The sequence below is a fragment of the Bradyrhizobium commune genome, assembly GCF_015624505.1.
Taxonomy (GTDB): domain Bacteria; phylum Pseudomonadota; class Alphaproteobacteria; order Rhizobiales; family Xanthobacteraceae; genus Bradyrhizobium; species Bradyrhizobium commune.
In genome coordinates, this window is sequence record NZ_CP061379.1 from 5,338,014 (window position 1) to 5,357,887 (window position 19,874).

The 19,874-nt window shown below is 64.3% G+C and carries 19 protein-coding genes; 4 read left to right on the forward strand and 15 right to left on the reverse strand.

Annotated elements, in window-relative coordinates; genetic code table 11:
• Positions 1-42 precede the first annotated feature (42 nt).
• From IC761_RS25140 to IC761_RS25170, 7 genes are all read right to left on the reverse strand, one after another.
• The gene (locus tag IC761_RS25140) at positions 43-1,194 is read right to left on the reverse strand and encodes a Gfo/Idh/MocA family protein (RefSeq protein ID WP_195799376.1); all 1,152 of its coding nucleotides are present in this window, start codon (positions 1,192-1,194) and stop codon (positions 43-45) included.
• Positions 1,191-2,588 (reverse strand): enolase-like domain-containing protein, encoded by a 1,398-nt coding sequence (locus IC761_RS25145; RefSeq protein WP_195799377.1) that lies wholly within the window; start codon positions 2,586-2,588, stop codon positions 1,191-1,193. The genes IC761_RS25140 and IC761_RS25145 overlap by 4 nt, the downstream gene beginning before the upstream one ends.
• A gap of 208 nt (positions 2,589-2,796) precedes the next feature.
• Positions 2,797-3,642: an ABC transporter ATP-binding protein gene (locus IC761_RS25150; protein ID WP_195799378.1), complete on the reverse strand. Its 846-nt coding sequence runs from the start codon at positions 3,640-3,642 to the stop codon at positions 2,797-2,799.
• A gap of 151 nt (positions 3,643-3,793) precedes the next feature.
• Positions 3,794-4,786 (reverse strand): ABC transporter substrate-binding protein, encoded by a 993-nt coding sequence (locus IC761_RS25155; RefSeq protein WP_195799379.1) that lies wholly within the window; start codon positions 4,784-4,786, stop codon positions 3,794-3,796.
• Positions 4,787-4,837: 51 nt separating this feature from the next.
• A complete protein-coding gene (locus IC761_RS25160) occupies positions 4,838-5,647 on the reverse strand; it encodes an ABC transporter permease (RefSeq protein WP_195799380.1) in 810 nt (269 codons plus the stop codon).
• Between the two features lie 225 nt (positions 5,648-5,872).
• Positions 5,873-6,532, reverse strand: coding sequence for a TetR/AcrR family transcriptional regulator (locus IC761_RS25165; RefSeq protein WP_195804766.1), 660 nt, complete (start codon positions 6,530-6,532; stop codon positions 5,873-5,875).
• Between the two features lie 207 nt (positions 6,533-6,739).
• Complete coding sequence (locus tag IC761_RS25170; RefSeq protein WP_195799381.1) at positions 6,740-7,588, reverse strand: VOC family protein; 849 nt, start codon at positions 7,586-7,588, stop codon at positions 6,740-6,742.
• 220 nt (positions 7,589-7,808) lie between these two features.
• Here IC761_RS25170 and IC761_RS25175 point away from each other — a divergent pair, with 220 nt between their 5' ends.
• Both IC761_RS25175 and IC761_RS25180 read left to right on the forward strand, forming a co-directional pair.
• A complete protein-coding gene (locus tag IC761_RS25175) occupies positions 7,809-8,702 on the forward strand; it encodes a sugar kinase (protein WP_195799382.1) in 894 nt (297 codons plus the stop codon).
• Positions 8,703-8,711: 9 nt separating this feature from the next.
• The gene (locus tag IC761_RS25180; protein ID WP_195799383.1) at positions 8,712-9,644 is read left to right on the forward strand and encodes a ribokinase; all 933 of its coding nucleotides are present in this window, start codon (positions 8,712-8,714) and stop codon (positions 9,642-9,644) included.
• Here the strand turns inward: IC761_RS25180 and IC761_RS25185 are convergent.
• The gene (locus IC761_RS25185) at positions 9,641-10,861 is read right to left on the reverse strand and encodes an NAD(P)/FAD-dependent oxidoreductase (protein WP_195799384.1); all 1,221 of its coding nucleotides are present in this window, start codon (positions 10,859-10,861) and stop codon (positions 9,641-9,643) included. The two genes, IC761_RS25180 and IC761_RS25185, sit on opposite strands and share 4 nt — an antisense overlap.
• Positions 10,862-11,112: 251 nt before the next feature.
• Between IC761_RS25185 and IC761_RS25190 the strand changes: the two genes are divergently transcribed.
• Positions 11,113-11,907, forward strand: coding sequence for an enoyl-CoA hydratase/isomerase family protein (locus IC761_RS25190; RefSeq protein ID WP_195799385.1), 795 nt, complete (start codon positions 11,113-11,115; stop codon positions 11,905-11,907).
• Positions 11,908-11,919: 12 nt separating this feature from the next.
• Here IC761_RS25190 and IC761_RS25195 read toward each other — a convergent pair whose 3' ends face one another.
• The 4 genes from IC761_RS25195 to IC761_RS25210 all read right to left on the reverse strand — a co-directional run bounded on the left by IC761_RS25195 (position 11,920) and on the right by IC761_RS25210 (position 16,754).
• Entirely contained in the window at positions 11,920-13,257 is a 1,338-nt protein-coding gene (locus tag IC761_RS25195; protein ID WP_195799386.1) for a TRAP transporter large permease, read from the reverse strand.
• A complete protein-coding gene (locus IC761_RS25200; RefSeq protein ID WP_195799387.1) occupies positions 13,254-13,832 on the reverse strand; it encodes a TRAP transporter small permease in 579 nt (192 codons plus the stop codon). Before IC761_RS25200 ends, IC761_RS25195 begins: the two co-directional genes overlap by 4 nt.
• Before the next feature lie 134 nt (positions 13,833-13,966).
• Positions 13,967-14,974 (reverse strand): TRAP transporter substrate-binding protein, encoded by a 1,008-nt coding sequence (locus IC761_RS25205; RefSeq protein ID WP_195799388.1) that lies wholly within the window; start codon positions 14,972-14,974, stop codon positions 13,967-13,969.
• Positions 14,975-15,035: 61 nt separating this feature from the next.
• The gene (locus IC761_RS25210) at positions 15,036-16,754 is read right to left on the reverse strand and encodes an IlvD/Edd family dehydratase (RefSeq protein WP_195799389.1); all 1,719 of its coding nucleotides are present in this window, start codon (positions 16,752-16,754) and stop codon (positions 15,036-15,038) included.
• Positions 16,755-16,927: 173 nt separating this feature from the next.
• Between IC761_RS25210 and IC761_RS25215 the strand changes: the two genes are divergently transcribed.
• The gene (locus IC761_RS25215) at positions 16,928-17,611 is read left to right on the forward strand and encodes a GntR family transcriptional regulator (protein WP_195799390.1); all 684 of its coding nucleotides are present in this window, start codon (positions 16,928-16,930) and stop codon (positions 17,609-17,611) included.
• Between the two features lie 136 nt (positions 17,612-17,747).
• Here IC761_RS25215 and IC761_RS25220 read toward each other — a convergent pair whose 3' ends face one another.
• The 3 genes from IC761_RS25220 to IC761_RS25230 all read right to left on the reverse strand — a co-directional run bounded on the left by IC761_RS25220 (position 17,748) and on the right by IC761_RS25230 (position 19,843).
• Positions 17,748-18,215 (reverse strand): universal stress protein, encoded by a 468-nt coding sequence (locus tag IC761_RS25220; RefSeq protein WP_195799391.1) that lies wholly within the window; start codon positions 18,213-18,215, stop codon positions 17,748-17,750.
• A gap of 145 nt (positions 18,216-18,360) precedes the next feature.
• A complete protein-coding gene (locus tag IC761_RS25225) occupies positions 18,361-18,768 on the reverse strand; it encodes a hypothetical protein (protein WP_195799392.1) in 408 nt (135 codons plus the stop codon).
• A gap of 250 nt (positions 18,769-19,018) precedes the next feature.
• Positions 19,019-19,843 carry an NAD-dependent epimerase/dehydratase family protein gene (locus tag IC761_RS25230; RefSeq protein WP_195799393.1) on the reverse strand — a complete coding sequence of 275 codons (825 nt, stop codon included), beginning with the start codon at positions 19,841-19,843 and terminating at the stop codon, positions 19,019-19,021.
• Positions 19,844-19,874: the final 31 nt, after the last annotated feature.

A 19,874-nucleotide genomic window follows, 5' to 3' on the forward strand; every position in this document is an offset into this window, starting at 1 on the left:
CTTCGCTTCGCTCGCAATGACGAAATCATAAGCATCGAAACATCAGGCCTCGATCGGGGCGACGTCGATCCAGCGCCGCTCCTTCCAGCTCTTCAGCGCGCATTCGGCGAGCTGCACGCCCTTGACGCCTTCGAGCAGCGTGAACTTATAGGGCGCATCCTCATAGACATGACGGATGAACATCTCCCACTGTTCCTTGAAGCCGTTGTCGTAGCTGACGTTGTCCGGCAGCTTCTGCCAGTCGCCGTAGAAATCATGCAGCCGCTTCTCGTCGGGATTCCACACCGGCCGGGGCGTCGCCTGCCGCGCCTGGATCATGCAGTCGGTGAGGCCCGCGACCGCCGAGCCGAGCGTGCCGTCGACCTGGAAGGTGACGAGGTCGTCGCGATAGACCCGCGTCACCCAGGACATGTTGATGTGGGCGATGACGCCGCCTTCGAGCTGGAAGGTCGCGTAGGCGGAATCATCCGCGGTCGCCTTGTACGTCTTGCCCTGCTCGTCAAAGCGCTCGGGGATGTCGGTGTTGCCGATGCAGACCACGCTCTGGACGTTGCCGAAGAGGTTGTCGAGCACGTAGCGCCAGTGGCAGACCATATCCAGGATGATGCCGCCGCCGTCCTCGTCGCGATAGTTCCAGGACGGCCGCTGCGCCTCCTGCCAGCCGCCTTCGAACACCCAATAGCCAAACTCGCCGCGCACCGAGAGGATGCGACCGAAGAAGCCGGAATCGCGCAGGAAGGCGATCTTCTTCAGGCCGGGCAGGAACAGCTTGTCCTGCACCGTGCCGTGCTTGACGCCCTTGGCGTTGGCGAGCTTGACGACCTCGAGGGCCTCTTCGAAATTCGTCGCGATCGGCTTCTCGCAATAGACATGCTTGCCGGCATTGATGGCCTGGGTCAGGAGGCCCGGCCGTGCCTGCGTGGTCGCGGCGTCGAAGAACATGGTGTCGTTCTTGTCGGCGAGCGCGGCATCGAGGTCGGTGGTCCAGCGGGTGATGTTGAACTGCTTGGCAAGCGCCTCGACCTTCTCGGCGCTGCGGCCGACCAGGATCGGATCGGGCATCACGCGGTCGCCGTTCTTCAAGCGGACGCCGCCCTGGTCGCGGATCGCAACGATCGAGCGGATCAGATGCTGGTTGAGCCCCATGCGGCCGGTGACGCCGTTCATGATGAGGCCGAGGCGTTGGGTGGTCATGCCGTTTGCTCCTGAAGTGATTTCGGCTGTTCCAGCGGGTGGAGCGCCGACCAGTCCGGATGGACCGACGTCGCAAAGCCCGTTGTGGTGAGCGATCCCGTCAGGAGATCGCCGTCGTGAATGGAGAGCCGGATGCCCTGCCCGGCATCGGCATAGAGATCGGGATGCGCGGCGGCGAAGGCCGCAGCTTCAGCGGCAGGCGTCTCGCCGAAGCCGTCGACATAGTGGTGGCCGTTGCGCTCGGCGTGGGTGATGCCGATGAAGGCGCCGAGCGCAAGATCCTGCTGCACGGCGAGGCCGGCCTGGCAGGTCAGATCTTCACCGGTGACAAAGAACTTGTCTCCGCCCGCACTCCATTTCACCGCGCGCGTGGCGTTGACGACGGACTTGTAGAGCCCCTTGCAGGATTTCGAGGAGATGCCGTGATAGCCGAGCGCGCGTGCTGCCGGGAAGGCATCGTAGGAATCATCGGCTTCATCGATGATGAAGCCGCGTGCGGCCAGCGAGCCGAGCGGCGACTGGCGGGTGATGTCGCGCGGCATCGGCTGTTCGATATAGAGCAATCGCGAGGCGATCGGCCGCAGCGCGGGCTCGCGATCGAGGCGATCGATCAGGGCCTGAAGCGCGGCGAGATCGGCATATTGCTCGTTCGCGTCGAGGCTCGCCTTGTAGTCGTGCCCCAACGCGTCGAGCTCATTGCCGATGCGCGTCAGCCGCAACGCATCAGCCGTGGGATCACCGGACAGCTTCAGCTTGAAATAGCGGGCGCCGGCGTTCTCGCGTAGGTCGGCGACACCGCCTTCGCCTTCAACGGTATCGTCGAGACCGACGGTATGCCTGATCGCAACGCGGGGCAGCGGCTTTCGGCCGCCGAGAAACTGCGCGATATCGGCTTCCTTCAGGTCGGGCGAGAGGCGCGCATCGATACCGGCGACGTTGCCGGCCATCCCGTCGAAGAAGTTGGTCTCAACGCCGCGCAGCAGCGCATCGAGGATCGCCTTGTCGATTTCTGCCGGACCGTAAGCGGCGGCAAGCGCCGGAATGTTCTTCTTCGCGCAGGTCGCGATCTGGGCACCGATACACGCGGCGTGCAGATCGAACGCCGTCAAAAATCCGGTCCGCGCCAGATAAAGCCCGCGCGCGATCTCCAACGAGCGGCGCAGGCCGTCGACCGTCTGTGCCGGCGACAGCTCCGGCCGCTTGTCGAACCATTTCGGCACCAGCAGCTCGGCGCTGGCACCGACCGCGGTCCCCCTGCCCTCGACTTCGATCTCGACCCGCACGAACAGCTGCGGCGTTGCATTGATCGTGATTGCGCCAAAGCGGAACGGCCGCGCGAACTGCACGGGACGTTCGAAGAAGGCGATGTCTCGCAGCTTCAGGCGGGGGGACATGGTGCTACTTGGGTCCGAAGATGTGGCCGCGGGGACGGTCACCTCTCCCGCTTGCGGGAGAGGTCGTCGCGCGAAGCGCGGCGGGTGAGGGATTTCTCCTTTTGGGGGTTCTCGCGAGCGGAGACACCCTCTCCCCAACCCTCCCCCGCAGGCGGGGGAGGGAGCGCACCGTTCGTGCGGCTGCGGTCAGAGGAAACATCACTCGCACCTAATCCAGTGACCCTTGCGAGAAGAAATGCTTGCGGATGCGTTGCACGAGCTCGGTGAAGACCGGATCGGCCATCACGTCGAGCGAGCGCGGACGCGGCAGGGGCACGTCGTAGATCGCGGCGACAGCGCCGGGCCGTTCGGTCATGACCAGCACGCGGTCGGCAAGGAACACGGCCTCGGGAATCGAATGCGTGATCAGCAGCACGGTCTTCCTGGTCTCGCGCTGGATCCGCATCAATTCGACGTTCATGCGCTCGCGCGTCAGCGCATCGAGTGCGCCGAACGGCTCGTCCATCAGCATGATCCTGGGATCATGCACCAGCGCACGACAGATCGAGGCGCGCTGCTGCATGCCGCCGGAGAGCTGCCAGGGCAGCTTCTTCTCAAACCCTTCGAGGCCGACCAGCTTCAACAACGCCTTGGCGCGGGCGAGATATTCGTCCCGCGGCAGCCGCTTCATGTCGATCGGCAGCATCACGTTGGAGAGGATGTTGCGCCACGGCAGCAGCAGCGCGTTCTGGAACACGATGCCGACATTGCCGTGCGGCTTCGTCACCTTCTCGCCCTCGACCAGAATCTCGCCTGATGTCGGCGGCAACAGGCCCGAGATCAGCTTCAGCAGCGTGGACTTGCCGCAGCCGGACGGGCCCACCACGACAAAGAACTCGCCATCATTGATGTGGAAGTCCAGCGGCCGCAGCGACGGCACGTCGCCGTCGCGCGTCCGGTAGGTTTTGGAGACGCCGGACAGCTTGATGCCCGACGCGTCGTCGCCGGCCCGGTCCGACACCAGGCGAAGATGCGCGCCTGGCTGTGGATCGACTGGTTTGGTCGCAGGGTTCATCGTTGCCCTCTCCACCCGCCGTCCCGGCGAAGGCCGGGACCCATACGCCGTGCCGGCTCGATCGGGCACGCGGGTAGAGACCCTCCGTAACAATCGGATCCGGTGGTTATGGGTCCCGGCCTCCGCCGGGACGACGGCGGAAATCTGTCGCTCACGTGCCACTCTTCGGCAGGTAGTCGTTGGTGTAGAACGCCCTCGGATTCTCCTTGGCCTTGGCATCGAGCCCGCCATATTCGACCATCAGATTGACCGTATCAGTCATGTTCTGGTCGGTGACCTGGAACGGCCGCTTGCTCTTGGTCTCGGCGGTCCGGTAGAGCGGAATGGTGAGTTCAAAGCCCTGGGTCAGCGTGTCGATCTTGCCGCCCTTCGGATTGGCATCGAGGATCGATTGCGCCGCCGCCTTCGGCTCCTTCTCGGCAGCCTCGACCGCTTTCGTCGTTGCCGACATGAAGCGGCGGACGAGATCGGCATTGGCCTTCACGTAGTCGGAGTTGGCGATGATGCCGGAGGACACCATGTTGATGCCGTAGTCGGCGAACTTGATCGGGAACACGTCCTTGCCGGTGGCGTCCTTGATCTTCATCGACTGGTCCATGACGTAGCCGAGCAGCAGGTCAGCCTGGCCGTTGATGACGGCGTTGAGCTTGGTCTGGCCGTCGCCGGCAACCGTGGTGAAGTCGCTCTCCTTCAGGCCGGTCTTCTTCAGGAACAGCGGCCAGATCTGGGTCATGGAATCCGCAGACGTGATCGCCACCGTCTTGCCCTTGATGTCGTCGGGCTTCCGGATGTTCTTGTCGGCAAAGCCCATGGCGGACATCGGCGAGGTCTGGAGCAGCACGCCGGTCGCAATCACGGGCGCACCCTTGATCGCGGCGCGCATCATGGTGGGAACGTCGACATAGCCGAAATCGGCGGTCTTGGCGGCCACGGCCTGCGTGGTCGCAGCCGAGCCGCGGCCTTCCTGGATCTCGAGGTCGATGCCTTCGGCGGCATAGATGCCCTTGGCTTTGCCGTAATAGAACGGCGCGTGCTCGCCATAGACGTACCAGTTCAGCATCAGCACGACCTTGTCGGCCGCCTGTGCCGGCATCGCCGCGAAGACCATCAGCGCCGCTGCAACAGCCCCAATCCACCGCTTCATCGTCACTCTCCCTTGTCGTTATGTTTCGGCCGTTAGTGGCCGTTGCTTAAATTAAGAAGCGAAAATCACGTCCTCACGCTGGCTGACATGCCAGGGAATGACCAGCTTCTCGATCCGGTCGACGATCCAGAACAGGATCACACCGAGCAGCGCCAGGATCACGAGCGCCGCGAACATGGTCGGCAGGTCGAAGGTGCCGATCGAGCGCTGCATCACGTAGCCGATGCCGGAATTGGAGCCGACGAACTCGCCGACGACGGCGCCGACCACGGCGAGCGTCACCGAGACCTTCAGGCCGGAGAAGATCGCGGGCAGCGCATGCGGCAGGTTCACCGCGCAAAACACCTGGAAGCGGCTGCCCTGCATGGCGCGGGCAAGATCGACCATGTCAGGATCGACCGACTTGAAGCCCTGCACCGCCGAGACCACGACGGGAAAGAAGCCGAGCAGGAAGGCCGAAATCACTTTCGGGATGATGCCGAAGCCGAACCACACCACGAACAGCGGCGCGATCGCGATCTTCGGCACGGATTGCGAGAACACCAGCAGCGGATAGACGTAGCTCTCAACCGTTTTGGAGCCCGCGATCAGCATGGCGACGGGGATGCCGAACAGGGCCGAGAGAATAAAGCCGCAGACGGTTGCATAGGTCGTCGGCCAGGACTGGCGCAGCAGTTCCGGCCAGTCGGTGCGCAGCACGGTCACGACGTCGAGCGGCGACGGGATCTGGTAGGCGGGAATCCTGAACAGCCGGATCGCGAGATCCCAGGCCACCACGATGAACACCAGGAACAGAAACGGCCGCACCCAGGCCGCATTCAGCATCTTGGACACCGCACTCTGCGGCTTCAACTCAGCCACGTCTCACTCCCGGCAGTCTTCTTCGTTCTGAAAGAAATTAACCCGTTGGATAAATACTGTCCAGCGGTTTCCCTGTGACGTTTTGCTCTACGTCGTCCCGGCGAAGGCCGGGACCCATAACCACGGGGAGAAGTTTGGCGAAGTCCGGTCGTTCGGGATCAGCACCGGGCACAGTCGATGGATCACGCGGTATGGGTCCCGGCCTTCGCCGGGACGACGATGGAGCTACACCGTCTGCGCCACTACGGCCCGCTTCTTCGGCGGCCTGACGATCTCCAAGAGTTCCGCCGACTGCCCCGTCAGCGCCGCCAGCACCAGGCCCGCCATGTGCGCGAGGCGCTCGTCCTTGGCGTCCTTGGCGAGCAGATCGCGGCCGAAGATCACGCTGAGCGTCGCCGAGTTGGAGAGATAGAAGAAGCTGAGCGCCGCGATCGAGATGTAGAGCTGCACCGGATCGACCGCGACCTGGAAGTCGCCGCTCGCGACGCCGCGCCGCACCACGGTGCGGATCATCTCGACGAAGGGCGAGTGCATCGACTTGACCTTGGTCGAGCGCTTCAAATGTTTGGCGCGCGCGAGGTTCTCGGTTTGCAGCAGCGACAGGAATTCGGGGTTGCGGAGAAAATAACCCCAGGTGAACTCGATCAGCCGCCTGATGGCCTCGGGCGGATCGAGGTGCTCGAGATCGAGCCCCCGCTCCTCGCTGCGGATCTTGTCATAGGCGCCTTCGAGCACCGCGAGGTAGAGGTCGTCCTTGTTGCCGACGTGATAATAGAGCATGCGCTTGTTGGCGCCGGCCTTCGCCGCAATGCGGTCAACGCGCGCGCCGGCAAGTCCGTGGGCGGAAAACTCCTGCTTGGCGGCTTCGAGAATGCGCAACCGCATCCCCTCGGGATCGCGCTGCCATTTCAGAGTTCGCTTTGCCTTTGCCTTCGCCAAGCCGGGTGCTCGCTGGGTGGTCACAGGATGTTGTGTAACATGGTGACGCCGTCATTGCGAGGAGCCGTTGCGACGAAGCAATCCAGGCTGTCACCGCGGAAACAGTCTGGATTGCTTCGCTGCGCTCGCAATGACGGGAGGAAGGAGCGGAGCCTACTCCACCGGCTTCGGCGAGCGCTCCAGCAGCACGGTCTGGATGCCGCAGGTGCCGCTGCGCACCGTCATGATGCGCGTGCCGGGCTTACGGCCGTTGCGGACCTCGCTGACCTCGACGCCGGCGGCGATCAGGCGGGCGCGCGTGGCCTCGATGTCGGCGACGCGCCAGCTCAGGCCCCAGAGCCGGTCATGCAGGGCGTCGCCGCCGGCGACGGGCCGGCGCACCACCTCGACGATGAGGTCGCCGCAGCGGAAAAACATCAGCTGGCCCCAATCATGGTGCGATCGGTCGAGCGCAAGATCAAGCCCGAGCCGGGCGCCGTAGAGCGCCGCGGCGCGATCGGAATCCTCGGTCGTGATGACGACGTGGTCGAGCCCGTCGATCGGCGCGACGTCGGTCGCAACCGATTTCGGGCGCTCCTCGGCGAGCTCGAGGAAGAACATGCGCACGCCGCGCGTCAGCTCGGTCGCGGCGCGGGTGCGCTTCCAGTGCAGCGCCGCGCCGGTTGCGGCGTCGCTGCTCTCGACCTCGGCGACCGGCTCTGGCCGCAAGGCCACCCGGTCGAGCCGCCGGAGCGTCTTGCCGATGTCTGCGACACGAAAGCACAGGCTGGCGAGCACACCCTCATGGTCGTCGAGCAGCGCGCGCATCCGGTCGGCGGCGACGCTGAAGCCGCTCGGCGCTATCAATTCGATGGTCATGTTGGCAAGCGTGAACAGCACCCGGTCGGCGCCCTCGCCGGAATTCTGCCAGGCCGGCGCACGTCCGAGCAGCGTCTGATAGGCGGCCTTGGCCGCTCCGATATCCCTGACCAGAGCAACGACGTGATCGAGGCCGGTGATCATCTTCTCCCTCCCGATGGGCCCGGAACCGAAACGCCCCAAGCAATGGGTCCAGGGACCGCCGGCCCCGCCCGGGCAACGTTGGCCCTATGACGGTCGTATTCCGGCCCCCGACCGACCTCAAGCGGCTATGACCATGGCTTTGCGAATATTTTTGGCTCCCGCCGAAGCGGTGCTAAGGTAAGCGGCCGGCCGGGACCACCCAGCGCATCACGGACAACCAATGCAGGCTCTCTTTATCGGACAGACCTATATCGACGTCGTCTTCATTACCGACCACATGCCGACCGGCGACGAGAAGCACGTGGCGACCGACTACGCAGTGTCCTTCGGCGGCAACGCGGTCACGGCGGCGTTCTGCTGCGCCAAGCTCGGCATCGTGCCCGATCTCGTCGCCACCGCAGCCAACGACTGGCTGGGCCGCATGTTCATGGACATGTGCGCGAAATACGCAATCTCGCTGCATGCACGGAAGGTGAACCAGTCGTCGCTGTCCTTCATCATGCCCAAGGACGGCAAGCGTGCCATCGTCCGCTGCCGCGACGATTCCCACATCCACCCCTTCCCGATCCTCAACCTCGGCGGCTGCCGCGCCCTGCATATCGACGGCCATCAGCCGGATGCCGCGATCCACTACGCAAAGGTCTGCCGCGAGGCCGGCATTCTGACGTCGCTCGACGGCGGCGGGCTGCGCACCAACACGCATGAGCTCTTGGAATTCATCGACGTCGCCATCGTCGCCGAGCGCCTGTGCGAGCAGATGGATCTGACGCCGGCGCAGATGATGGACTACCTCAAGAGCCGCGGTTGCAGGATCGGCGGCGTCACCATGGGTGAGAAGGGCCTGCTCTGGTACAACGAGACGGGTACGGTCGAGACCATGCCGGCGATGCCGATCCCGCGCGAGCGCGTGATCGACACCAACGGCGCGGGCGACGTGTTCCACGGCGCCTATGTCTATTCCTATCTCGCGCACCCCGGCAAAAGCTGGCGCGAGCATTTTGATTTTGCGCGCGCAGCCTCGACTTACAAGATCCAGCGCCTCGGGAACGAGGCGGGACTTCCGACGCTGGTCGACATCGCCAAGGTCAGGCACGAGTTCGAGGTGCGGGTCTAGGAAAGTGGCATGGGGGGCGTGTTCGTCGCCGGCAGCATCAACATGGACGTGGTGGCGACCGCCGATCGCCACCCAAGGGTCGGCGAGACCGTCGCGGGCCGCGAGGTGCTGTATTTTCCAGGGGGCAAGGGCGCGAACCAGGCGGTGGCGGCGTCGCGGCTTGGTGCGAAGACCACGCTGATCGGGCGATTGGGGAAGGATTCGTTCGGGGCCGAACTGAGGGCTTTTCTCGGCGCGCAGGGCATCGATCTCGGCCATGTGACGGAGACCGCCGAGGCGCACAGCGGCACCGCCATCATCACCGTGGCGGAGGCCGACAACACCATCATCGTTATTCCCGGCAGCAACGCGCTGGTCAGCGCGGAGGATGTCGCGGCGGTTCCGTTGGCGAAGGGCGATGTCGCCGTCAGCCAGTTCGAGATTCCGCTGGCTACGATTGCCGCGTTCTTTCGTCACGCGCGAGCAGCGGCAGCGACGACGCTGCTCAACCCCGCGCCCGCACAGAAATTCGGCCACGATCTGCTCGCACTGGTCGACATCCTCGTGCTGAACGAGACCGAGCTGAGCCTGCTGGCCGTCACCGAACTTGCGGACAGCGACCCGCACGATCGCATTGCCGATGCGGCGCGGCGGATCCGGGTGAACCGCGATCAGATCATCTGCGTCACGCTCGGCAAGCGCGGCGTTATCGCGCTGGTGGACGATCGAACCGTGCTCATCCAAGGCCGAAACGTCGCCGCGGTAGACACGACCGGCGCCGGCGATTGCTTCGTCGGCGCGGTCGCGGCGCTGCTCGCCGATGGACAGCCGATCGAGAGCGCGCTGGGCTACGCCAATGTCGCCGCATCGGTCAGCGTGCAGCGCATGGGCGCCGCCCCCTCAATGCCGACGATTGCTGAAGTGTCGGCGGCGCTACGCGCGGAGCGGCTCAGCTCGGGCTAAGCCAGCGCGCTCTTCAGGTCAAAGCTTTCATCGGCGGCCTGCGCCGGCGTGATCGAGCGGTCCATGCCCTGCAACCGGCGGCCGAACATGTGATCGCCGGCGCGGTTGATGGACTCGATGCCGAGCAGCCTGTCGCCATGGTAGCAGAACGCGGAAAACGCCTTTTTGGCGGGATCGCCGCGCAGCACGACGCGGTCGTAGCCGGTGGTGAGGCCTGCGATCTGGAGCTTGTCGTCGCCCTGGTCGCTCCAGAACCAGGGATGGCCGTCATAGGGCTTTCGATCGCCCGTCAGCCGCGCCGCGAGGCAGCGGGCGTGATCGGTTGCGTTCTGCACCGATTCCAGCCGTAGCGAGCCGCCGAAGCGCGGGCTCGCAAACAGCGCGCAATCGCCGATTGCGGAGATGTTCGGATCAGACGTCGAGAGATATTCGTCGACGATGATGCCGGCTGCGACCGGCAAACCCGCCTCCGCCGCAAGCTCGATATTCGGCAGCACGCCGACGCCGACCACGACGAGGTCGGCGGGCAGATGCCGGCCATCGCTCAAGGAGACACCGGTGACCTTGCCGCCCTCGGCCTCGATCGAGGTTGCCTGCACACCGAGATGAATGCGGATGCCGGCCTCGCGATGCCGGGCCTGGAAATAGTCCGACACCTCGGCCGTCACCGCGCGCGCCATCACGCGCGGGGCGAGCTCGAGCACGTCGACCTCGAGCCCCTTGATCCGCGCGGTGGCGGCGAATTCGAGGCCGATGAAGCCGGCGCCGATGATGACCGCGCGTTTCTTGGAGGGAATGATCGTTCGCAGCGCCTCGCTCTCGTCGAGGATGCGCAGATATTTCACGTCGGGCAGATTGGCATTGGGCAAATCAAGGAGCCGGTTGCGCGCGCCGGTGGCCAGCACGAGATGGCCGAAGGGTAGCATCTCGCCGGAGGCGAGCAGCAGCTTGCGGCCCGCGCGGTCGATCGAGACGGCGCGGCCGGCGACCAGCTCGATTTTTTGGTCCTGGTAGAATTTCTCCGGTCGGAACATCAGGCTCTCCGGCCCGGCGGAACCCTTGATGTAGGCCTTGGACAGAGGCGGCCGCTGGTAGGGCAGATGCGCCTCGTCATTGATCAGGTAGATGCGCTCGGCAAAGCCCGCCTGGCGCAGGGAGGCCGCGGCCTGGTAGCCGCCATGGCCGGCACCGACAATGATCAGCGGACTATCCGTCATTGGACAGCCCATTTCCGCAAGACACGAGCGTCACCCATGTCGTCTCCTCTCTGATTTTGGCTTGCGCCTGATTTTGGCTTGCTTGCCCAAGAGGAGCCGGCGCTCGTGTCCGTCCCTAAACGAAGGCGGCCCCATTTGAGCCGATCATTCCGCGCGACGCAAGGGGCCGGGGCACCGGCGGCCGGGGATTGTCACCCCTCGCCTTCTGCGATTTAGTTGCAGCAACGAACCTCATGCCGGGGAATTCCAAAATGCCAGCTCCCGCCTCCCAGCCCGACGATCCCGCGCTGCTGCGGATCGACGGCCCGATCGCGACCATCACGCTCAACCGCCCCGCCGCGTTCAACTCGATCAACCTTGCGATCGCGCAAAAGCTCGAACAGCTCGCGGCCTATATCGAGGGCGACGATGCCATCCGGATTTTGGTGATCGAGGGCGAGGGTCGCGCCTTCTCGGCCGGCGGCGATCTGCAAACGATCGGTGCTGCCGCCGAGGCCAACACAGTGACGCCGGTGGTTGGCGAACTCCTGAAGCACTACCATGCCTTCATCGAGATCATCCGGCGCATGCCAAAAATCTCGCTGTCGAGCGTGCACGGCTCGGCCGCCGGCGCCGGCATGGGGCTGGCCTTCGTCACCGATCTCTGCATCGCCGCCGACGATGCCAAATTCACGCCGGCCTATGCCAAGATCGGCGTTTCGCCGGACGGCGGCTCCACGGTCGGCATCGTCGGCACGGTCGGCTCCCGCCGCGCGCTCCAGATCTTTTTGTCCGAGGACAGTTTTACCGCACAGCAGGCCTGTGAATGGGGTTTGGTCGCGAAGACCGTTCCCGCGACCGAGCTGAAGGCCGCCACGCGCCAGCTCGCCGAGCGGCTGGCGCAGAACCCGCGCGCGGCCATTGCCGGCACCAAGTCGCTGGTCTATGCGGCCGCGACCACGCCCGTGAAGCAGCAGCTCGATGCCGAGGAGCACAAGATCATCATGGCGATGAACACGGAGGAGTTTCGCGTTGCTGTGAAGAAATTCACGACCAAGGGGAAATAGGCGGGGCGTGCGCTACGGACAGATGTAGCCTGTCCCCGCCGGCGACTTGAAGCAGCCGACGGACTCCGGCAGCACGTGCTTGGGCAACCACAGCACGACGCTCGGGAAGTAGATCGCGAATGCGATGGTGGCGAAGAACACGACGTAGATCGGCAGCGCCGCGCGTAGCGCCTTGGCAAAGCTGATGCCGACGAATTTCGACGCCATCAGCAGCACCAAACCGTAAGGCGGCGTGATCAGGCCGAAGGCGAGCGTTGCGATCAGCACCACGCCCATGTGGACGCCGTTGATGTCGCCGGCTTCGGTCAGCGCGTTCACCAGCGGCATGAAGATGATGATGGTCGGCACCGGCTCGATGAAGTCGCCGACCACGGTGAACAGCAGCACCATCAGCAGCATGATCAGATGCGGATCGTTGCCGGCGATGGACGTGATCATGTCGGCGATGTAGCTCGCGCCGCGCAGGTAAGCGAGCATCCAGCCGAACGCGTTGGCCGCGCCGATCGTGATCAGCGGCAGCGAGAAAATCAGGCCCGCAAGGCAGAAATCGTATGGGATCTTCCGGAAATGTCCGCGGTTGAGCGCGGGGATGACGACCAGGATGATCCAGACCACGGCGACCACACCGGCTTCCGTCGGCGTGAACCAGCCGGTGAGAATTCCGCCGAGCAGGATCACCGGGATCATCAGCGGCAACGCGGCGTCGCCGGCCGCGAACACGACCTGCCGCAACGGCGCGCGCGGCTTGCGCAGGCCGGACGGGCCGAAGAAGTAACAATAGATCATCAGCCCGAAGCCGATCATCAGGCCGGGTACGACACCGGCCATGAACAGGCCGGCGATCGAGACGTTGCCGACGGCGCCATAGACCACGGCCGTGATGCTCGGCGGCACCAGTGCCGCGATGGTCGAGGCGGACGCGATGATCGCGGCGATGAAGGCGGGCTCGTAGCCCTCGCGCTTCATCGGGCCGCCGAGCGCCCGGCTCATCACGGCGACGTCGGCGGTGGTCGAGCCCGACATCTCCGAGAAGAACATGCTGAAGACCACCACGACCTGCGACAGCCCACCCCTGATATGCCCGACCAGCGACACCGAGAGGTTCGCGATCCGTACCACCACATTGGCCGAACTCATGAGCTCGCCGACCAGGAGGAAGAACGGGATCGCCAGCAGCGCCTCGGAATCGACGCCGTCGAATATCTTCTGGATGATCGCGGCGAGCGAGACGTCGGACAGTATCGCGCCGATGAAGACGCCGGCCATCAGCGAGAACGGCACGGGCACGCCGAGATAGCCGAACGACAGGAAGCAGATCGACATCAAAGCCAGGACGACAGGTGCGCTCACGGCCGCGCCCTCGCCTGCGCTTCGGCGACATCAGGCGCAGCGTCTTCGTCTGGCGGCTCGGGATGATCAAAACCGTTGCGCAGGCCGTTGACGAGCTGCTCGATCGTGAACAGACCGATCAGCACGCCCGACAGCGGAATGACCGCGTAGAGCGAGGCGATCGGCGTGCCCGACGGCAAGCGAAAGCTGCCGAAGCCGCGGAGGTAATTCTGGTAGCCGTACCAGATCAGGCAAAAGGCAACGCCAAGCACGATGAGGCGGATGATGATTTCGACGATGGTCCGCGGCGTGCCATGCATCGCCTCGGAGATCGCCGTGAGATAGAGGTGATCGTTGCGCCGGGTCGCGACCGCCGTGCCGATGAAGATCGCATAGATGAACAGCGTCGAGGTGACTTCCTGCAGCCACAGCCAGGGATGGCCGATGGTGCGGGTGACGATGTCGGCGGTGACCGACAGCGAGAAGCCGAAGCAGAGCACGCCGCACAGGATCATCAGTGCAAGCTCGAGCCAGTCGAGCCGGCGCCATTTCAGGTGGCGCTGGCGTTGCAATACGAGCTTGTCGGCGATGGCCATTTTCGTCGTCCCGGCGAAGGCCGGGACCCATAACCCCAGGCCGTGATGATGAAAGCGAGCTGGCTGTCGTCGTGCCCCAAGCGCCGCCGCGGCGTATGGGTCCCGGCTTTCGCCGGGACGACGCGTGGAGGCAGTTAATTGATCGACCGGATCAGGTTCTTGATCTTCTCGGCGTGCGGGCCGAGCTCCTTGGCGAGCTTGTCGAGATAGGGATCGGCGATCGTCGTAAAACTCTTCTTGTCGACGTTGTCGACGATCTTCACGCCCATCTTCTTCAGCTTCTCCGCCGCCGCGCGTTCGAGATCGAACGCCTTTGCCGGCTCCTTCGCGCTGATCTCGTTGGCCGCGGTCTGCACCCAGCCCTTCTGCTCGGCCGACAGGCTCTGCCACAGCTTGTCGGAGACGAACACCAGCGCATTGTTGGCCTCGTGCTCGGTGATGTTCAGCACCGGCGCGACCTCGTAATGCTTGTTGACGAGGTAGACGTTGATGCTGTTCTCGGCGACGTCGACGACGCCGGTCTGCAAGCTCGTATAGACGCTGCCGAACGGCATGTGCACGGTCTGGGCGCCATAGGCCGGGAACATGGTGTCCTCGGTCGCGGTGGCCTGCACGCGAATCTTCAGGCCCTTGATATCAGCCACATTGTGGATCTCCTTCTTGGAGTACATGTGGCGCACGCCCTGTGATCCCGTCGCGATCACGTGCAGGCCCTGCGTGGTCTCGTCGATCATGGTCTTGAGCGCTTCGAACACGCGGGGGTCGGCGAGCCCCTTGATCACGTGGTTCTCGTCGCGGAACAGGAAATGCAGCGACATCACGCCGGCCTGCGGCGAGATCGTCGCGGTGTTGGCTGAGGAGATGATCGCGAACTCGATATCGCCCGCCTTCACGAGCTGGAGGACTTGCGGCTCCTGCCCAAGCTGCGCGCCGGGATACTGATCGATGATCATGGTGCCCTTGCTCAATTCCTTGAGCTTGTCGGCAAAGAGGTCGCCGGCGATCGAATAGCCGGTGTTGCGGGGCTGGTCGTAGGCGAAGCGATAATGCTTCACCTCCTGTGCCGACGCGCCCGTGACGAAGAGAAGTGCGGCCATTGCCGCCAGCGCATGTAAGAATCTTGGCATGGATCGCGCAATCATCGTTTCCCCCTGTTTTATCACCCGCCGCTTGTGCGGTCTGGGCGTCCGTTCGGGTGCTTGATCACCCCTTCTCAGTCTTTGGTCCAGTCCTCTGCATGAAATCGAAGTCGCAGCCCTCGTCGGCCTGCAAGATGGTCTTGTCGAACAGCCAGGCGTAGCCTCGCTTGGCCTCATCGGTCGCAGCTGCCGGCTTCAGGGCCGCACGACGGCGCTCCAGCTCGGCCGCGTCGACCAGGAGCTCGATGCTGCGCTTGGCAACATCCAGCTGAATCCTGTCGCCGTTCTTCACCAGCGCCAGCGGCCCACCGACGGCGGATTCCGGCGTGATGTGCAGCACGATGGTGCCGAACGCGGTGCCGCTCATGCGCGCATCCGAAATGCGCACCATGTCCTTGGTGCCGGCACGCGCGAGCTTCTTCGGGATCGGCAGATAGCCAGCCTCCGGCATTCCGGGCGCGCCCTTGGGGCCGGCATTGCGCAGCACCAGCACGTCATCGGCGGTGACGTCGAGATCGGGATCGTCGACGCGCAGCGTCATATCCTCGACGGATTCGAACACAACCGCGCGCCCGGTATGTTGCAACAGCTTCGGGCTCGCGGCCGACTGCTTGATGACCGCGCCGCGCGGCGCGAGATTGCCGTGGAGGACGGCGAGACCGCCTTCCTTCTTGATCGGATTGCTGCGCGGACGGATCGCGTCCTGGCCGGGCACGTCTTCCGCGTTCGCCGCGATCTCGCGCAGGGTCTGGCCGGTGATCGTCTTCGCATCGAGATCGACGAGATCGCCGAGCTGCGCCAGCAATTTCGGCACACCGCCGGCGTGATGGAAATGCTCCATGTAATGCTCGCCGGACGGCTTGAGATCGACCAGCACCGGCACCTCGCGGCCGATCTGGTCGAACACTTCGAGATCGAGCCGGTGCGGCGAGCGATGCGCCATCGCGGTGAGATGGATCAGGCCGTTGGTCGAGCCGCCGATCGATTGCAGCACGACCTGCGCATTCTTGAAAGACGCCGGTGTCAACACCTCGCTCGGCTTCGGCCCCTTGGTCTTGGCCATCTCGGCCGCAACCCGGCCGCTCGCCTCCGCAAGCCGGAAACGTTCGGCATGCGGCGCGGGAATTGTCGCGCTCATCGGCAGCGACAGGCCCATGGCTTCGATCATGCAGGCCATGGTCGAGGCCGTGCCCATCACCATGCAGGTCCCGACGGATGGCGCGAGGCGGCCGTTCACCGCCTCAATCTCAACGTCGTCGATGTCGCCGGCGCGATATTTGCCCCACAGCCTGCGACAATCGGTGCAGGCCCCCAGCACCTCGCCCTTGTGATGGCCGACCACCATCGGGCCCACCGGAATGACCACTGTCGGCAGGTCGGCGCTGATCGCGGCCATGACTTGTGCGGGAAGGGTCTTGTCGCAGCCGCCGATCACGATGACCGAATCCATCGGCTGGGCCCGGATCATCTCCTCGGTGTCCATCGCCATCAGATTGCGCAGATACATCGAGGTCGGATGCGCAAAGCTTTCGGCGATCGAGATGGTCGGGAACACGAACGGCATCGCGCCCGACAGCATCACGCCGCGCTTGGCGGCCTCGATGATCTGCGGCACGTTGCCGTGGCAGGGATTGTAGTCGCTATAGGTGTTGGTGATGCCGACGATCGGGCGCTCCAGCGCGTCGTCGGAATAGCCCATGGCCTTGATGAACGCCTTGCGCAGGAACAGCGAGAAGCCGGCATCGCCATAGCTCGTCAGACCCTTGCGCAAACCACTCGTCATCGTGCCACTCCTTCCACGTAACCATTGTGGTACAGCCTGCCCCCTGATTGTCAATAACGCAGGTACCCGAGGCAGCCATTTCTCGCTTGTGGCGCCGTACCAGACACAAATTATTGACAATCTGGCCGCTCCCTGCTCCACAGAAGACCCGGCCCAAGCCGGAGACTGAGGGCATGTCCGACATTCGCACCGCAGACGCCATGCCGCTCCGGCGCGACGATCCGGACGACGTGGTCGCGCGGCTGGAGGAGGACATCATCTTCGGTCGTCTCGCCCCGGGCGCGCGGCTGACCGAGGACGCGCTGATGTCGCGCTACGGCACCTCGCGGCATTTCGTGCGCCAGGCCTTGGTGGATGCCGAGCGCCGCGGCATCGTCCGCCGCGAAAAAAATGTCGGCGCGACCGTGCGGTTCTATTCCGCCGAGGAGGTCCGGCAGATCTACGAAGTGCGGGAGATGCTGACGCGGCAGGCCGCGCTGATGATCCCCCTGCCTGCGCCGCAAGCCCTGATCGACGAGCTGACCGCCCTGCAACGAGACTATTGCGCGAAGGCCGACATCCGCGACCTGCGCGGCATCCACGAGGCCAACGACGCCTTCCACGTCGCGCTGTTTTCGGCTTGCGGCAATCCCTATCTGGTGCGCTCGCTCCAGGACTATATGAGCCTGACCCTGCCGATGCGCGCCAAGAACCTCGCCGACCGCGACGGGCTGGCGCAGTCGCGGCGGCAACACGAGCTGATGATCGAGCTGTTGAGGGGCCGCGACAGCTGGGCGCTGGCGCAGCTGTGCGTCGATCACATGCAGTTCAGCAAGTCGGATTATCTGGCAAGGATTGCTGGTGAGACTGAGCGCTAGGGCGTGCGTGTCGGGACATGCGCACATTCAGCCCCGTCGGGTGGGTAGAGCTCTTGCGAAACCCATCGCCTTAGTCTTTCTCGTTCGGTTCAACTGCAGGGCCAAGATTGATGGGTTTCGCTTCGCTCTACCCATTCTACGAGCTAGTCCGCTGATGCACGACCAGCACCGGCACGCTTCCGTCCACCAAAACTTCCGACGTTTGGCTCCCCAGAAACAGCTTCCTGAGGCCGCGACGCCCATGAGAGGCCATCACGATTAAATCGCAGCCCCTGGACTTTGCAGTTTCAATAATTGCGGTGGCCGGGTGAGCGTTCGGAACATGAAGGAGCTCTGGAGATACCCCGACCTGCTCCGCGATCGCTTTGGCTTGATCGAGCACTTTGCCCGCACGTTCCCTGGAGGCGGCGTCAAAGCTGTCGACCTCCTGCTGCGAGGGAATCCACCCCGAATCGTGCCCGCCCCCATAATCGATCGGCAGCGCCTCCGTCACGGTGATGACTGTCACTTTGGCGTTCAGGGCCTTTGCCAAGGCGATCCCGTGCTCAAGGCCTTTTCTCGCGACGTCCGATCCGTCCGTGCTCAAGAGAATATTGGCATACATTCGGGGGCTCCCTTGCTTGTCGAAGATCTCCCTAGATTGGTCCGCCTGATCATGGTCCGATCGTCGCCGACCGTCTACCGGTCGACGCGCAGGTCAGCCCGTGCTAACAGCGCGCTAGCGTGTGCGTGTCGGACCATACGCACGTTCAGTACCGTCTCAGCAAGCCGCGATCCACGCTGGTATCGCCATAGTCGGCGCAGGCCGCCTTCGGGTCTCTGATCAAGTCCGCCCGAACGCGCCTGAACGTCTTGGTGGCCGCATCCGACACCTCGGGGCGGAATTTGCCGGGATCATAGCTCTCGCCATCGCGGGCCTTGATGGCCGCGGAGAAGGCGTCGATCATGGCCATCGCTGCATTGGTGCTGCCGAGCAGCCGGGCGCCGAGTTGAACGCCGCCGGCACCATCGACCTCGTAGCCGACGCAGCGTTGCTCCAGCACTGCGGATGCGGTGACGAGTTGGTCGAGGAACATGGCTTCGGCGTCGCTGAGCGTTGCGGCTCGCGCCGGGCCTGACACGATCGTCGCGAGCAGTACGACGACTTTGATTTTCATTGTTGCGGTTGTCGCTGACGCCGAATTACGATCGCACTGATCGAGAGCCAGACGATGTCTGCGACGTTGATCTAGATCAACGGGGCGAGTCCCCGCGATCATGTGCGCTCGCAATGACGCGTGGTGAGTGGCTGCGGGTTCAACTCTCACCTTCCCCGCTGAGACCCCCCTCACCCCAACCCTCTCCCCGCAATCGGGGCGAGGGAGCGCACCTCCGCTGCGGCAGCAGCTTGAGCTGCACTATGAAGCGTTAGCGCTTATTCCAGTCGATGATCCGGCTCGCGTCGCCATCGAACTCCTTGCTGGCGAACGCGCCGCCCTGAAAATAGTCGCCGATCGGATCGGGCTTCAGCTTGGCCTGCTCGGCCATGGCGTGCGCGACGTGATCCTCGGAGCGCCCCGTGGGGCGGTAGCCGAATTCGTAGGCGCGATGGTTGTCCCACCAGGCGCGCTCGTTCAGGGAGACGCCGTAGAACACCTCGAAATGAATGTCGGGATGCTCGAGCCCGATCCGGCAGAGTTGCACCAGATCCTCCGGCTTGAGCCACATTGCGATGCGGCGATGATCGAGCGGCTTCTCGTCGCAATTGCCGATCCGGATGCAGGTCACCTTCAGCCCGTGCTTGTCGGCATAGAGCGCGCCGACCGCCTCGCCAAACGCCTTGCTGACGCCGTAGCGGCCGTCCGGGCGCACCGTGACATCGGTGCCGATCTTGTGATGGCGCGGATAGAAGCCGACCGTGTGATTGGACGAGGCGAACACCACGCGCTTGACGCCCTTGCGGTGCGCTGCCTCGAACAGATTATAGCCGCCGATGATGTTGGCCTGGAGGATGTCGTCCCAGGGGCCCTCGACCGAATAGCCGCCGAAATGGATGATGCCGTCGACGCCGTCGCAGATCGCCTCGCACTGCGCCATGTCGGACAGGTCGGCCGCCTTGAACTTTTCATTCGGACCGAGATCGGCCGGGGGACGGATGTCGGAGAGCAGGAGATCCGGATAGATCGGCGGCAGCAATGTCCTCAGGCGCGTCCCGATTCCACCCGAAGCTCCCGTCATCAAGATACGCGGCATCTCTTCCCTCGTCGTTGGCAACCGATTTGCG

Excerpts from the sequence above, each read along its gene's own strand:
- IC761_RS25220 (WP_195799391.1), bottom strand. The coding sequence starts at position 18,215 with ATGTATGCCAATATTCTCTTGAGCACGGACGGATCGGACGTCGCGAGA.
- IC761_RS25215 (WP_195799390.1), top strand. The coding sequence starts at position 16,928 with ATGTCCGACATTCGCACCGCAGACGCCATGCCGCTCCGGCGCGACGAT.
- IC761_RS25175 (WP_195799382.1), top strand. The coding sequence starts at position 7,809 with ATGCAGGCTCTCTTTATCGGACAGACCTATATCGACGTCGTCTTCATT.
- IC761_RS25155 (WP_195799379.1), bottom strand. The coding sequence starts at position 4,786 with ATGAAGCGGTGGATTGGGGCTGTTGCAGCGGCGCTGATGGTCTTCGCG.
- IC761_RS25190 (WP_195799385.1), top strand. The coding sequence starts at position 11,113 with ATGCCAGCTCCCGCCTCCCAGCCCGACGATCCCGCGCTGCTGCGGATC.
- IC761_RS25145 (WP_195799377.1), bottom strand. The coding sequence starts at position 2,588 with ATGTCCCCCCGCCTGAAGCTGCGAGACATCGCCTTCTTCGAACGTCCC.
- IC761_RS25185 (WP_195799384.1), bottom strand. The coding sequence starts at position 10,861 with ATGACGGATAGTCCGCTGATCATTGTCGGTGCCGGCCATGGCGGCTAC.
- IC761_RS25205 (WP_195799388.1), bottom strand. The coding sequence starts at position 14,974 with ATGATTGCGCGATCCATGCCAAGATTCTTACATGCGCTGGCGGCAATG.
- IC761_RS25210 (WP_195799389.1), bottom strand. The coding sequence starts at position 16,754 with ATGACGAGTGGTTTGCGCAAGGGTCTGACGAGCTATGGCGATGCCGGC.
- IC761_RS25150 (WP_195799378.1), bottom strand. The coding sequence starts at position 3,642 with ATGAACCCTGCGACCAAACCAGTCGATCCACAGCCAGGCGCGCATCTT.
- IC761_RS25225 (WP_195799392.1), bottom strand. The coding sequence starts at position 18,768 with ATGAAAATCAAAGTCGTCGTACTGCTCGCGACGATCGTGTCAGGCCCG.
- IC761_RS25230 (WP_195799393.1), bottom strand. The coding sequence starts at position 19,843 with ATGCCGCGTATCTTGATGACGGGAGCTTCGGGTGGAATCGGGACGCGC.
- IC761_RS25165 (WP_195804766.1), bottom strand. The coding sequence starts at position 6,532 with ATGCGGTTGCGCATTCTCGAAGCCGCCAAGCAGGAGTTTTCCGCCCAC.
- IC761_RS25170 (WP_195799381.1), bottom strand. The coding sequence starts at position 7,588 with ATGATCACCGGCCTCGATCACGTCGTTGCTCTGGTCAGGGATATCGGA.
- IC761_RS25200 (WP_195799387.1), bottom strand. The coding sequence starts at position 13,832 with ATGGCCATCGCCGACAAGCTCGTATTGCAACGCCAGCGCCACCTGAAA.
- IC761_RS25180 (WP_195799383.1), top strand. The coding sequence starts at position 8,712 with ATGGGGGGCGTGTTCGTCGCCGGCAGCATCAACATGGACGTGGTGGCG.
- IC761_RS25140 (WP_195799376.1), bottom strand. The coding sequence starts at position 1,194 with ATGACCACCCAACGCCTCGGCCTCATCATGAACGGCGTCACCGGCCGC.